This is a genomic window from Bradyrhizobium sp. 147 (genome assembly GCF_023073935.1).
Lineage (GTDB): Bacteria > Pseudomonadota > Alphaproteobacteria > Rhizobiales > Xanthobacteraceae > Bradyrhizobium.
The window spans coordinates 39622-52573 of record NZ_JADPKL010000007.1; the positions used below are offsets into that span (position 1 = coordinate 39622).

Consider the following 12952-nt stretch of genomic DNA (forward strand, 5'->3'; position numbering starts at 1 on the left):
GCTCGGCGTTTCCTTGGCGCAGCATTTCGCGCAGATCGAGATAATGCCGCTCGGCGCGGCCGCATAGGCGGGTGATGCCACGCCCTACTCTGCTGGCGTGAGCTGCTGCCCGCCGAGGCGCATCGCCGCGGTCTGGCGCGCGCGGACGCGGGCACGGCGCTTGCGCCACCAGATCACGACGCCGGTGACCGAGAGTGTCGCCACGACGAGGCCCATGATCGAGATCAGGATGCGGCCGAACAGCCCGACGATGCGGCCCGAATGCAGCGGGAATTGCGCCTGCACGAAGATGTCGGCGGCGGTGCCGACCCAGGGCAGCCGTTCGCCAATGGAGCGGCCATCCTCGCTGTCGTAATAGAGCTGGGCCGGGCCGACGCCGCCGGCGCCGTGATCGTCGCCAGGATGGAAAAAGGCGGCGGCATAGACGCCATGGGCCGGGCCGTAGCTGATCGCGCCGACCGGGGTGGTCCACCCTCGCCCCTTGCCGTCCGCCGCCGCGCGCGCCGCGATCTCGGCAAAGGTGACCTTGGGCTCGATGGGATCGTCGAGATCGCGATAGGGCCGCTGCTCATAGGGCGTCGGGGTGTAGTTCGACACCATCTTCATCAGCGGCGAGAACACCTCGAAATAGAGGTTCAGCGAGAAAGCCGTAAAGGCGATGACGAACAGCACGCCCCAGGTCCACAGGCTGAAGGCACGGTGGATGTCGAAATTGATCCGGTAGGCGCTGCCGGAGGTCTTGATGGTCCAGGCCGGCGCCCAGCGCGCCCAGAAACCGCGCTCGAGCTGGCGCGTGACTTCCGGGGCCCGCGCCGCCCTGGCGCGCCTGCGCGAGGGCAGCGTCAGATAGAAGCCGACGAAGCAATCGATGGTCCAGATGATGGCGATCACGCCGAGCACGCGCATGCCCCAGCGGTCGCTGCCCCAGAATTCCGGGATGTGCATGGTGTAGTGCAGCTTGTAGAGGAAGGAGACGAAATTCTCCCGCGTCACCGGCCATACCGCGCCCCAATAGCGCCGGCCGAGCTCCGCGCCGGTGTTGGGATCGAGGAAGACCTGATTGTAGTCGAGCGGGTAACGCTTGCCGGTTGCGGGATCGATCCGCGGCATGACGAAGAACCAGAGCGAGTGGCCTTCCTCCGGCGTCATGAAGAGATAGACGACGCGCGCGCGGGGATCGCGCTGCTCGATCATCTTGGCGAGCTCGATCGAGGGAATCGCCGGACCCTTGCTGCTGACGTCGAACAAGCGGCTGTTCAGGACGTCATCGATCTCGTGATCCCAGGAGATGATCGCCCCGGTGATGCCGGAGAAAAACAGGAATCCGGCCGTGAGCAGTCCCGCCCAACGATGCAGCCTGCCGAATATCGCCCTCATCGTGTTGCACTCTCATCAGCAGGGTCCGACTTCCCATCGCCGGACCGTCCTCGATTTCACCAGCGGTAGGTCAGCTTGCCGATCGCCTTGCGTCCCTCCGCATACATGCAGCCCGACAGGCCGTAGCACGCCGCGACATAGCGCGTGTCCGCGAGGTTGGTGACGTTCAGCGACAGCCGCCAATTATCCCTGGTGTAGGCAAGCAGCGCGTCCAGCACCGTGGCTGATCCAACCTTGAACGTGTTGGCATCATCGCCCCACGTCGCGCCGACATAGCGAATGCCGCCGCCGAACTGCAAGCCCGCCAATTGCCCGGTCTGAAGCGTGTAGTCGCTCCACAGCGACGCGCGGTTGAGCGGCACCGTGACCGGCGCCTTACCGACATTGACCGGATCCTGCGTAACCATGGCATCGACATAGGCATAGGCCGCGCGCAGGTTCCAGCCGTCGGCCAGCGACATCGTACCTTCGAGCTCGATGCCGCGCGACTTCACCTGCCCGATTTGTTCGTAAAAGGTGGTTGCAGGCACGTACACAGCGACATTGTCACGCGTCAGGTCGAAGGCGGCGAACGTGAACAGCGCATTCCAGCCCAGCGGCTGGTACTTGACGCCCACCTCGTATTGCACGCCGGTCTCGGGATTGAGCATCTGTCCTGACGGACTTGTCGCGAGCTGCGGCAGAAACGACTCGGAATAGCTGAAATAAGGCGCGATGCCGTTGTCGAAATTGTACATCACGGCGGCGCGGCCGGTGAACGCCGATGCGTCCTTCGACGTCGATGTATCGGCCGGGGGCAGATTGGTATCGAGCTGCGTCGTCACGAAATCCTGGCGGCCGCCGAGCTGGAACGACAGCCGGCCGAGCTTGATTTGATCCTGCGCATAGAGGCCGAGCTGCGACTGCTTGACACCCTTGTTGTCGTACATTCCGCCGATGGCCCAGTCATAGCTGTAGACCGGATTGAAGACGTTGATCTCCGGCGCCGATGTGGTGACGGCAAACGCCGTGTCGCGGAACGTGGTGTTGCGATAGTCGATCCCGACCAGCGTGGTATGGCTGAGGATGCCGGTGGTGAACTTGCCCTGGAGCTGGTTGTCCACCGCGAAGGAATTGATGTAGGAGTTGCTGTAGCTGCCGAAACGCCCCAGCTGCCCCGCCGCCTCGTCGGTGTACCCCGTGCCGTAGAAGGTCTTTTCCTCGTTGTGCTGATAGGCGTAGCGCAGGTTCTGCCGGAACGTGATGTTGTCGGTGAAATTGTGCGACAGCTGATAGCCGGCGGTCGCAATTTCGGTGTTGAACGCATTGAAGCTCGGCACGCCCGCGAAGAACGAGACCGGGATGGTGCGGCCGTTGTTCGGCCACACCGTGCCCGAAGCCGGCAGGAACTGAAGGCCCCACCCTGCCCGATCCCTCTGATAGTTGGCGAGCAGCGTGATCGTCGTGTCCTCGTTCGGCTTGAACGTGACACCGGGCGCGATGAAGACGCGGTTGTCCTTGGTGAAGTCGACCTGGGTCTCGCCATCGCGGATGACGCCGGTCAGACGCCATAGCACGGTGCCCTCCTTGTTGGCGGCGCCGCCCATGTCGAACTGGCCCTGATAACGGTTGAAGCTGCCGCCGGAGATTGAGACTTCGCCGAACTGCTGCGCGGTCGGCAGCTTGGTCACGTAGTTGAGGATGCCGCCGGTACCGCTGCCGCCATACATCGCCGACGAAGGCCCCTTGAGAATCTCGAGGCGCTCGGCCCCGTAGGGATCGAGGCCGTTGAAGTGCACGTAGTTGCTGGATGGAATCCGCAAGCCGTCGACGTAGAGGCCTGACATGGTCGTGTCGAAGCCGCGGATCTGGAGGGCGCCGAAGCGGGTGTCAGAACCGCCATTGACGTCGCCGCTGACGCCTGCGGTGTAGCGCAATGCCTCGCCGATCGAGACGGCGCCCTGATTCCTGACCTGGTCGGTGGTGACGACGGACACCGACTGCGGGCTTTCGATCAGCGGCGTATCCGTCTTGGTGGCGGTGCCGCTCCTCGTGGCAACGAAACCGCGCACCGGGCCATTGGCGCGTTCGCCGGTGCCGCCGTTCGATGCCGATGCCGACTGGGTTGGCGCAGCCTGTTGCGCCGGACCGCGACGATTGGCACGTGCGGTGCGTGTCGCCGACGACCGCCGGGACGAGGCAACCGCGGCCGGACGGCCGCGCTGCGCCGGCGCGTCGACAGTGACAGGTGGAATCTGCGTCTGGGCTTGCACGTCAGCGAACGGGACGGAGAGAGCAAATGTGCTGACTGCACCGAAGAAAAGAAGCTGGATCTGTCGGCGACGCGTGTCATCACGCGAAGAAGGTTGGAAATCGGTCACGTCTTCGAGGCCCCACGCACTGCCGGCTTTGCCGGTACCGTTTTTTGATGCCCCGGCCTAACTCAGGCGGTTTCGGAGTGCGATAGGAACAGCGTTAGAATCTCTCCAGACGTGTGCGCAGCAAGTGCGGCGAATGCGCTCAGTCGCGATTCGGAATTTGGAATGTTTCCAGACAGACAAGAATCTGCCTGCCGGCAATATCTCGAAACGGCGTCAGCGATGCCGCAGCCGCCGGTTGACGCGGCGCGCCAGATAGTCGCCCGCGCTCTGAACGAGCTGTACCAACGCAATCAGCACGACGACGACGGCGAGCATCATCTCCGGCATGAAGCGCTGATAGCCGTAGCGAATGCCGAGATCACCTAAACCTCCGCCCCCGACGGCACCGACCATGGCGGAATAGCCGAGCAGGCCGACCACCGCGAGTGTCAGCGCCAGCAGCAAGCCGGGCAGCGCCTCGGGGATCAGCACCTTGAGCACGATCTGGATTGGCGAAGCGCCGAACGAGGACGCCGTCTCGATCAGGCCACCATCGACCTCGCGGATGGCGGCTTCGACGAGGCGTGCGATGAACGGTGTCGAGGCAATCGTCAGCGGCACGATCGCCGCGGTCGAGCCGATCGAGGTGCCGGCGACGAGGCGCGTGAACGGGATGATGGCGACGACCAGGATGATGAAGGGCGTGGAACGCGTCGCGTTGACAATGACGCCGAGCACGCCGTTGATGGCAGGCGCTGCAAACAGCTCCCCCTTCCGGCTGGTCGCGAGAAAGACGCCGAGTGGCAGCCCGAAGATGGTGCCGAGCAGCGCCGCGGTGCCGACCATGAACAGGGTTTCGCCCGTGGCCTGGATGATCAGGTTGATGAGTTCAGGCGACATGGCCGAGACGCTCCGCCGGGAATTGATATCGAGAAAGCCAGGCGAGCGTCCGCGTCACCGTGTCCTCTCCGCCAAAAATGCCAACGGGAATGCCGAGAACGAGTGAGCCGACGTGCTGACCGCTGATCTCGTCGATGCGCGCCGAGAGCAGTGCAACGTCGAGGTCGAGCTCACGGGCAAGCCGCGCCACCAGCGTATCGCCGGCGCCGGCGCCGCGCACCTGGACTCGGATCACGGCCTGCCCGCCTACGACCGGCTCCGGAACAATGCGGCTCGCCAGCGACACCGGCAGGCTGTCGCCGATCACCTCCGCAAGGAAGGACTGCGTGATCGGGTGCCTGGGATGGGTGAAGATGTCGGCGACGTGGCCGCTCTCGACCACATGGCCGGAATCGAGCACCACCACTTGCTTGGCGAGCTGACGCACCACCGACATTTCGTGCGTGATCAGCACGATCGTCACGCCTAGCTCGCGATTGATGCTCGCGAGCAGGTCGAGGATCGCGCGCGTGGTCTGCGGATCGAGCGCGGAGGTCGCCTCGTCCGACAGCAGCACACTCGGCCGCGTCGCCAGCGCCCGCGCGATGCCGACGCGCTGCTTCTGGCCGCCGGAGAGCTCCGAGGGATAGCGATCGTGCTTGTCGGCGATGCCGACCAGCGCCAGCAGCTCGGCGACGCGGGCCTTGGTATCGGCCTTGCCCCAGCCGGCGATTTCGAGCGGCAGCGCGATATTATCGGCAGCGGTGCGCGACGACAGCAGGTTGAAGTGCTGGAAGATCATGCCGATCGAGCGCTGCGCCAGCCGCAGCTCGCGCCCTGCAAGCGCCGAGATGTCTCTGTTATCGACGATGACGCGGCCCGTGGTCGGCTTCTCCAGCCCATTGATCAGCCGGACCAGGCTCGATTTGCCGGCGCCGGAGCGGCCGATCACGCCGGTGATGGAGCCGCGCGGAATCGCGAAGTCGATGTCTTGCAGCGCCTTGACTCCGGGCTTGCCGCGATAGGCCGGATAGGTTTTTGAGATGCCTGCGAACCGGACCATCGCGTCCGGCTCGGTCATGGCGGGTGACATCGCTTCAGGCGTCTGGATCGGCTGTCCGATCGCAGGCGATTGGTGGGCGTTCATGGCGGCGGCCTTCATGCACAATGGTCGCTTGCCCGCAAAAGCGCGCGGGAAGCCGGGTCGCATCACGCGACGGGAGATGGAACCGCGATGAGGGCTCGGAAAGCGCGCTGCATCGCAGCACGCACCATCGCCCTTTCAGACCCTTCTTGCAATCTCAGATATTGGCGGGCAGTTGGACGAAGTTTTCCCGATCGCTCCTTGGCGAAGAAAAATCATCTGCCGGGCTGTCGGCTGATCCGAGCACGGCGGATCCGCACCTGCGGCCCTGGCATCGACCTCACTTTGCGTCCTACTGTGGCGCCAGCACGCATCCTCGACAGGCGGGGACCTTTGCGCCTATCTTTCGTCCCATGAGCCACGATCACGACCACCATCACCACGATCACGATCATTCCGAGCTATCGGAAACCGAGCTGCGGGTGCGCGCGCTCGAGACGATCCTGACCGAAAAAGGCTACGTGGAGCCGGCCGCGCTCGATGCCATCATCGAGGCCTACGAGACCAAGATCGGGCCGCATAATGGCGCGCGCGTCGTCGCCAAGGCCTGGACCGATCCGGCGTTCAAACAGGCGCTGCTGGAGGACGGCTCAAAAGCCATCGGCACGCTCGGGCATGTCAGCCGCGTCGGTGACCATCTCGTGGTGGTCGAGAACACGCCGCAGCGTCACAACATGGTCGTGTGCACGCTATGCTCCTGCTACCCCTGGGAAATGCTGGGATTGCCGCCGGTCTGGTACAAGGCCGCGCCCTACCGCTCGCGTGCGGTGAAGGACCCGCGCGGCGTGCTCGCCGATTTCGGCGTCACGTTGCCGAAGGAGATCGAAATCCGTGTCTGGGATTCCACTGCCGAGACGCGCTTCCTGGTGCTGCCAATGCGCCCCGAAGGTACGGAAGGTTGGAGCGAAGAGCAGCTCGCCGAGCTCGTCACCCGCGACTCCATGATCGGCACCGGCTTTCCCAAGACGCCGGGAGCGCCGTCGTGAACGGCGTGCACGACATGGGCGGCATGGATGGGTTCGGCAAGGTCGAGCCCGAGCCGAACGAGCCGGTGTTCCACGCAGCGTGGGAAGCACGCGTGCTGGCGATGGTGCGTGCGATGGGGGCGGCCGGCGCCTTCAACATCGACACCTCTCGCTTTTATCGCGAGACGCTGCCGCCGCACGTGTATCTCTCGAGCTCCTATTACAAGAAATGGTTCCTCGGGCTCGAGGAGATGCTGATCGAGAAGGGCTATCTCACCAGGGAGGAGGTTGCCGCCGGCCACGCGATGCAGCCCGCAAAGCCGCTCAAGCACGGCAAGTTCGATCTCGCCAATGTCGAGCGCGTGATGGTACGCGGCAAGTTCGCCCGCCCTGCTCCAGCCCCGGCCAAATTTGCGATCGGCGATCGCGTGCGCGCCAAGAACATTCATCCGGCAACGCATACACGGCTGCCGCGCTATGTGCGCGGCCATGTCGGCGTCGTCGAGCTCAACCATGGCTGTCACGTGTTTCCTGACACGGCGGCGATGGAGCGCGGCGAAAATCCGCAATGGCTTTACACGGTCGTGTTCGAGGGCCGCGATCTCTGGGGGGCGGATGGCGATCCGACCTCGAAGGTATCCATCGACGCGTTCGAGCCCTATCTGGATCCGGCGTGATGAGCCGTACGCTTGCGGCCGCCGCGACGGCGGCCATTCCGAGCATTCCCCGTGACGACGACGGCCCGGTGTTCCGCGCGCCCTGGGAGGCGCATGCGTTTGCGATGGCGCTCACCCTGCACGAACGCGGCGTGTTCACCTGGCCGGAATGGGCCGCCGCACTGGCCGACGAGATCAAGCGCGCGCAGGCGGCCGGCGATCCCGATACGGGCGAGACCTATTACCTGCACTGGCTCGCGACACTTGAGGGCTTGGTCGCAAGCAAGGGCGTGGCGTCGAAGGACACGCTGCACTGTTATCGGGATGCCTGGGACCACGCGGCGGATCGCACGCCGCACGGCAAGCCGATCGAGCTCCGGCCGGAGGATTTTAAGGGTTAGTGCTTCGTGCGTGGCGCGGGCAGTGCTTCCCAAACACAGCTGTCATCACCCGCGAAGGCGGGTGTATGACGCTTGTGGGAACGGAGAAGCCGCGGCGTACTGGATTCCCCGCCTTCGCGGGGAATGACAGTGGTGCTCGGAGCCGCTATTTGCGCCCCGCCGCAAACTCCCGCCACCCCTTCGCGCGCAAGCTGCAGGCCGGGCACTCACCGCAGCCATAGCCCCACTCATGCTGCGCGCCGCGTTCGCCGAGATAGCAGGTGTGCGACTGCTCGCGAATGAGATCGACGAGGCCGTCGCCGCCAAGATCGTGGGCCAGCTTCCACGTCGCGGCCTTGTCGATCCACATCAACGGCGTATGCAGCTCGAAGGCTCTCGCCATGCCGAGCGCGAGCGCGGCCTGCATGGCCCGGATGGTCTCGTCGCGGCAATCGGGATAGCCGGAATAATCGGTCTCGCACATGCCGCCGACGATGTGGCTGATACCGCGCCGGTAGGCCAGCGCCGCGGCGAAGGTCAAGAACACCAGATTGCGCCCGGGTACGAAGGTGTTGGGCAGCCCGTCGGCGCCCATCGCGATCGCGACGTCCCGCGTCAGCGCCGTCTCGGACACGGCCGCCAGCGTCGGGATCGACAGCGTGTGGCTGTCGCCGAGCCTTGCGGCCCAATCCGTGCGCAGGCCCTTGATACCCTCGAGCAGGCGGTCGCGACAGGCGAGCTCGATGGCATGGCGCTGGCCGTAGTCGAACCCCAGCGTCTCCACGCGGGCGAAACGGCTGAGTGCCCAGGCGAGGCAGGCGGTGGAATCCTGGCCGCCGGAAAACAGCACCAAGGCGGTCTGTGATGAAAATGCGTCACTCATGGTCCGCGCTTTAGCACTGCGCAGACCACTCGCCAATCGGTGGAAATCGGCCTGTTCCGCCGTGCTCCGCTGGGAACGGGCGCCCGCTTTTGGCATAAGGTTTGGGAGCCAGGAGACTGCCCCGCAATGACCCCTTCCCGCGACATCTCCCGCCTGATCGAGATCATGGCGGCGCTGCGCACGCCGGTGACCGGCTGCCCCTGGGATCTCGAGCAGGATTTCGCGACCATCGCGCCCTACACGATCGAGGAAGCCTATGAGGTGGTCGACGCCATCACCCGGGGCGACCTCGACGATCTGCGCGAGGAGCTCGGCGACCTCCTGTTGCAGGTCGTGTTCCACGCCCAGATGGCTGAGGAGCAGAATGCGTTCGCGTTTGGTGACGTCGTCGAAGCCATCACCCGCAAGATGATCCGCCGCCATCCTCATGTCTTCGCCGACAAGAACGGAAATCTCGCCTCCTCTCACGTCAAGGAAGTCTGGGACCGCATCAAGGCCGAGGAGAAAGCCGAGCGCGCCGCGCGCCGGCCGCCGGAGGACGGGCCGGCGCGCAAATCACTGCTGTCGGGCGTGAAGGCCGGCCAGCCCGCACTGACGCGCGCCATGGAGCTTCAGCGCAAGGCCTCCACCGTCGGCTTCGACTGGAACGATCCGCGCGCGGTCTTGCAAAAGATCCGCGAGGAAGCCGACGAGATCGAGGCCGCGCTCGACCGCAACGACAAGCAGGAATTGGCGGAGGAGACGGGCGACCTGATGTTCGCCCTCGTCAACCTCGCCCGCCATGTCGATGCCGATCCGGAAAGCGCCTTGCGGGCAACGAATGCAAAATTCGAGCGGCGCTTCGCCTATATCGAACGCGCGCTCGAGGCGCAGGGGCGCACGCTGGAGCAGGCCTCGCTCGCGGAGATGGATGCGCTATGGAACGAGGCGAAGGTCGACGAAAAGCCGGCGCCGGAGGGACGCAAAGAAGTTCGCCGTTAACCCAAATGTCGTCCTGGACAAGCGCGCCTCAAGCGCGCGCAGATCCGGGACGACAGCGTCTATGCGGAGAGATGCGGCACCGCATCGAACCTGGACACCACGATATCCCGCTTGGTCTCGTCGACCCGCACGGTCATGTCGAAGCGGCCGTCGTGCAGCTCCTTGGACAGCACCTCGGAATTGCGATGCAGCCAGGAGATGCCGGCGCCGTCGGCGGCGTCGATGGAGAGATCCAGGGTGGTGCGTTTGGCCGCGAGCCGTTCCTCGATCGCGGCGAGCAGTGCTTCCACCCCTTCGCCCGACACGGCCGAGACCAGCATCGCCGGATGGTCTTCCGGCCTGCGTGCGGCGATGTTCAAAAGCTCTTCGCGCTGTTCGGCATCGTAACGGTCGATCTTGTTCCAGACTTCGATGATGCGGCCGGAATCATCAGGGTTGATGCCGAGCTGGCGCAGCACCGCGTCGACGTCGCTCTGCTGCGCTTCGGCATCCTCATGCGAGATGTCGCGGACATGCAGGATGACGTCGGCCTCCAGCACCTCCTCCAGCGTAGCGCGGAAGGCGGCGACGAGCTGTGTCGGCAGATTGGAAATGAAGCCGACCGTGTCGGACAGCATCGCCTTGCCGCCGTGCGGCAGGTTCAGCGCCCGCAGGGTCGGATCGAGCGTCGCGAACAGCATGTCGGCGGCCTGCACGTCGGCGCGCGTCAGGCGGTTGAACAGCGTCGACTTGCCGGCATTGGTGTAGCCGACCAGCGCGACGACGCGATACGGCACGCGCTGGCGCCCGGCCCGGTGCAGGCGGCGCGTCGCCTGCACCTTCTTCAGTTCGCCCTCCAGCTTGGAGATGCGCTCCTGAATCAGGCGGCGGTCGGCTTCGATCTGCGTCTCGCCCGGACCGCCCATGAATCCGAAACCGCCGCGCTGGCGTTCGAGATGGGTCCATGAGCGCACCAGGCGCGAGCGCTGATAGTTGAGATGCGCGAGCTCGACCTGGAGCGAGCCTTCCCTGGTCTTGGCACGGCGGCCGAAGATTTCCAGAATGAGCCCGGTGCGGTCGAGCACCTTCGCGTGCAGCTCCTTCTCGAGATTGCGCTGCTGGATCGGCGCCAGCGCGCAATCCATCACCACGAGCTCGACATCGAGGCTTTTGATCAGCCCCGCGATCTCCTCGACCTTGCCCTTGCCGATATAGGTCGCCGGCCTGATCTGGCTGATCGGCGCGATAATGGCGTCGGCAATGACGAGATCGATCGCGCGCGCGAGGCCCGCGGCTTCATCGAGCCGGGCCTCGGCGTTACGCAGGACTTGATTAGACAAGCCATGGTTTTCCGATTGCACGTCGGCACTGCCCGCGCGCATACGCAAGTAGGGGCCGATGACAAGCACCCGCCCCGTCTGCTTAGCCCCTGCCGGCCGCGGACGGTCGGCATCCCCGTCGAAATTCCGGGGTTCCAATCAGATCACTCTCAAGCCGGCTGATCCTCGCCGCCTTCGAACAACTGGATCGGCGCACCCGGCATGATGGTCGATATCGCATGCTTGTAGACAAGCTGCGAGTGACCGTCGCGCCGAAGCAGCAGACAGAAATTGTCGAACCAGGTCACGATGCCCTGGAGCTTCACTCCGTTGACCAGAAAGATCGTCAGTGGCGTCTTGGTTTTGCGAACGTGATTAAGGAAGGTGTCCTGCAGGTTTTGTGCGCGGTCTGCCGCCATTGTTTTTATCTCGCTTTGAGTTTCTTTTTATTGCGCCGGTTGCGGCCCTCTTTTGAAATTCGGAGCCTCTCCCGGTTGCCGTGCCTCATGAGATCCCCCTCGGAAGGAACAGCTGTGCAATTAGAGGACAGGTGGGCCTATTAGGCAAGCCGCTTCACGCGGCAGCCCCAGCCGTATTGCCCCGAAAAACTACGGAAATCGATGATTTTCCTCGCTTATCTTGATCTCTGCCCGCCACCTGGCCGCGCTAGCCGACACCAAGCGCCTTCAGCTTCCGGTGTAGCGCTGAACGTTCCATGCCAACAAACTCGGCCGTGCGAGAAATATTTCCCGAGAAACGGCTGATCTGTGCAATCAAATAGTCGCGCTCGAATACTTCGCGCGCCTCGCGCAGCGGCAGCCCCATGATGTGCTCGCCATTGTTGCTGGTCGGCATCGCCGGGACCATGGAGCCGACGTCCTGCGGCAACATGTCGGCCGTAATGATGACCTCGGGCCCGCCCGCAGCCAGAATCATGACTCTCTCAACATTGTTGCGGAGCTGGCGCACATTGCCCGGCCAGACGTGCGATTGCAGCACCGCCATCGCATCCTGCCCGATCTGACGCTTCGGCAGGCCGCTGCCGGCCGAGATCTGCTCCATGAAGTAGTCGATCAATTCCGGAATGTCCTCGCGCCGCTCCGACAGCGCGGGCACGCGGATCGGCACCACCGAGAGCCGATGATAGAGGTCCTCGCGGAAATGACCGGCCGCGATCTCCTCTTCGAGATTGCGCGCGGTGGAGGAGATGATGCGGACGTCGACCTGCACCTTTGCGGTGCCGCCGACGCGCTGGAACGACTGCTCGACCAGCACGCGCAGAATCTTGTTCTGGGTCTCGCGCGGCATGTCCGCAATCTCGTCGATGAACAGCGTGCCGCCATGGGCTTCCTCGAGCGCACCGGCCTTGCGCGGCTGTTCGCCGTTGGGCTGCTCGACGCCGAACAGCTCATGCTCCATCCGCTCGGGCGTGATGGCGGCTGCGTTGATGACGACGAAGGGTCCGTCGGCGCGGCCCGAGGCCATGTGCAGCGTGCGCGCCGTCAGCTCCTTGCCGGCGCCGGCGGGGCCGACGATCAGGATACGGCTGTTGGCCTTGGCCGCGCGCTCGATGGTCTGGCGCAGCTGGTTCATGCTCGGCGAGCGGCCGACGAGCTGGCTGGCGCTCGGCGCGAGCTGCTTCAGCTCCTTGACCTCGCGCTTGAGGCGCGAGTTCTCCAGCGCGCGGGTCGCGACCAGGATCAGCCGGTCGGCCTTGAACGGCTTCTCGATGAAGTCATAGGCGCCGCGCTTGATCGCCGCGACCGCGGTCTCGATGTTGCCGTGGCCGGAGATCATCACGACCGGCAGGTCGGCGTTGTCCTTCTTGACCTGCTCCAGGAGCTGCAAACCGTCCAGCTTGGAGCCCTGGAGCCAGATGTCGAGGAACACCAGATGCGGTCTGCGGTTGGCGATCTCGGCCAGGGCCGTATCGCTGTCGCGCGCAGTCCTTGTGACGAACCCCTCGTCTTCGAGTATGCCGGCAACGAGATCCCGAATATCGGCCTCATCATCGACAATCAGAATTTCACTTGCCATGCGTCGCGCCTGC

The 12952-nt window shown here is 64.6% G+C and carries 12 protein-coding genes; 4 read left to right on the plus strand and 8 right to left on the minus strand.

Translation table 11 applies throughout. From position 1 onward, the window contains the following. Positions 1 to 84 precede the first annotated feature (84 nt). The 4 genes from fsrB to IVA87_RS01710 form a co-directional block, all read right to left on the minus strand. Positions 85 to 1377 (minus strand): siderophore utilization protein FsrB, encoded by a 1293-nt coding sequence (gene fsrB, locus IVA87_RS01695; RefSeq protein WP_247332469.1) that lies wholly within the window; start codon positions 1375 to 1377, stop codon positions 85 to 87. 56 nt (positions 1378 to 1433) lie between these two features. Continuing rightward, the gene (locus IVA87_RS01700; RefSeq protein WP_247332603.1) at positions 1434 to 3428 is read right to left on the minus strand and encodes a TonB-dependent siderophore receptor; all 1995 of its coding nucleotides are present in this window, start codon (positions 3426 to 3428) and stop codon (positions 1434 to 1436) included. Positions 3429 to 3950: 522 nt separating this feature from the next. Continuing rightward, complete coding sequence (locus tag IVA87_RS01705; RefSeq protein ID WP_247332471.1) at positions 3951 to 4616, minus strand: methionine ABC transporter permease; 666 nt, start codon at positions 4614 to 4616, stop codon at positions 3951 to 3953. Next, a complete protein-coding gene (locus tag IVA87_RS01710) occupies positions 4606 to 5757 on the minus strand; it encodes a methionine ABC transporter ATP-binding protein (RefSeq protein WP_247332473.1) in 1152 nt (383 codons plus the stop codon). Before IVA87_RS01710 ends, IVA87_RS01705 begins: the two co-directional genes overlap by 11 nt. Positions 5758 to 6092: 335 nt before the next feature. Between IVA87_RS01710 and nthA the strand changes: the two genes are divergently transcribed. The 3 genes from nthA to IVA87_RS01725 are packed head-to-tail and all read left to right on the plus strand — an operon-like array spanning position 6093 to position 7761. Next, a complete protein-coding gene (gene nthA / locus IVA87_RS01715; protein ID WP_247332475.1) occupies positions 6093 to 6725 on the plus strand; it encodes a nitrile hydratase subunit alpha in 633 nt (210 codons plus the stop codon). Continuing rightward, positions 6722 to 7381 carry a nitrile hydratase subunit beta gene (gene nthB / locus IVA87_RS01720; RefSeq protein ID WP_247332477.1) on the plus strand — a complete coding sequence of 220 codons (660 nt, stop codon included), beginning with the start codon at positions 6722 to 6724 and terminating at the stop codon, positions 7379 to 7381. Before nthA ends, nthB begins: the two co-directional genes overlap by 4 nt. Beyond that, positions 7381 to 7761 carry a nitrile hydratase accessory protein gene (locus tag IVA87_RS01725; RefSeq protein WP_247332479.1) on the plus strand — a complete coding sequence of 127 codons (381 nt, stop codon included), beginning with the start codon at positions 7381 to 7383 and terminating at the stop codon, positions 7759 to 7761. Before nthB ends, IVA87_RS01725 begins: the two co-directional genes overlap by 1 nt. Positions 7762 to 7906: 145 nt before the next feature. Here IVA87_RS01725 and queC read toward each other — a convergent pair whose 3' ends face one another. Next, on the minus strand, positions 7907 to 8623 hold the full coding sequence (queC, locus tag IVA87_RS01730) for a 7-cyano-7-deazaguanine synthase QueC (RefSeq protein ID WP_247332481.1): 717 nt from the start codon (positions 8621 to 8623) through the stop codon (positions 7907 to 7909). A gap of 126 nt (positions 8624 to 8749) precedes the next feature. On the opposite strand from queC, the gene mazG reads away from it, so the two are divergent. Continuing rightward, complete coding sequence (gene mazG / locus IVA87_RS01735) at positions 8750 to 9604, plus strand: nucleoside triphosphate pyrophosphohydrolase (RefSeq protein WP_247297670.1); 855 nt, start codon at positions 8750 to 8752, stop codon at positions 9602 to 9604. 59 nt (positions 9605 to 9663) lie between these two features. On the opposite strand, the gene hflX is transcribed toward mazG, so the two are convergent. The 3 genes from hflX to IVA87_RS01750 all read right to left on the minus strand — a co-directional run bounded on the left by hflX (position 9664) and on the right by IVA87_RS01750 (position 12939). After that, positions 9664 to 11061, minus strand: coding sequence for a GTPase HflX (gene hflX / locus IVA87_RS01740; RefSeq protein ID WP_247297671.1), 1398 nt, complete (start codon positions 11059 to 11061; stop codon positions 9664 to 9666). An 11-nt stretch (positions 11062 to 11072) separates the two neighbouring features. Continuing rightward, positions 11073 to 11321 carry an RNA chaperone Hfq gene (gene hfq / locus IVA87_RS01745; RefSeq protein ID WP_007591126.1) on the minus strand — a complete coding sequence of 83 codons (249 nt, stop codon included), beginning with the start codon at positions 11319 to 11321 and terminating at the stop codon, positions 11073 to 11075. Positions 11322 to 11568: 247 nt separating this feature from the next. Next, on the minus strand, positions 11569 to 12939 hold the full coding sequence (locus IVA87_RS01750) for a sigma-54 dependent transcriptional regulator (protein ID WP_247297674.1): 1371 nt from the start codon (positions 12937 to 12939) through the stop codon (positions 11569 to 11571). Positions 12940 to 12952 lie beyond the last annotated feature (13 nt).

Bases quoted from the DNA above. Each gene is read 5' to 3' on its own strand.
- fsrB (WP_247332469.1), bottom strand. From the start codon at position 1,377: ATGAGGGCGATATTCGGCAGGCTGCATCGTTGGGCGGGACTGCTCACG.
- IVA87_RS01725 (WP_247332479.1), top strand. From the start codon at position 7,381: ATGAGCCGTACGCTTGCGGCCGCCGCGACGGCGGCCATTCCGAGCATT.
- nthA (WP_247332475.1), top strand. From the start codon at position 6,093: ATGAGCCACGATCACGACCACCATCACCACGATCACGATCATTCCGAG.
- hfq (WP_007591126.1), bottom strand. From the start codon at position 11,321: ATGGCGGCAGACCGCGCACAAAACCTGCAGGACACCTTCCTTAATCAC.
- mazG (WP_247297670.1), top strand. From the start codon at position 8,750: ATGACCCCTTCCCGCGACATCTCCCGCCTGATCGAGATCATGGCGGCG.
- IVA87_RS01710 (WP_247332473.1), bottom strand. From the start codon at position 5,757: ATGAAGGCCGCCGCCATGAACGCCCACCAATCGCCTGCGATCGGACAG.
- queC (WP_247332481.1), bottom strand. From the start codon at position 8,623: ATGAGTGACGCATTTTCATCACAGACCGCCTTGGTGCTGTTTTCCGGC.
- IVA87_RS01705 (WP_247332471.1), bottom strand. From the start codon at position 4,616: ATGTCGCCTGAACTCATCAACCTGATCATCCAGGCCACGGGCGAAACC.
- IVA87_RS01750 (WP_247297674.1), bottom strand. From the start codon at position 12,939: ATGGCAAGTGAAATTCTGATTGTCGATGATGAGGCCGATATTCGGGAT.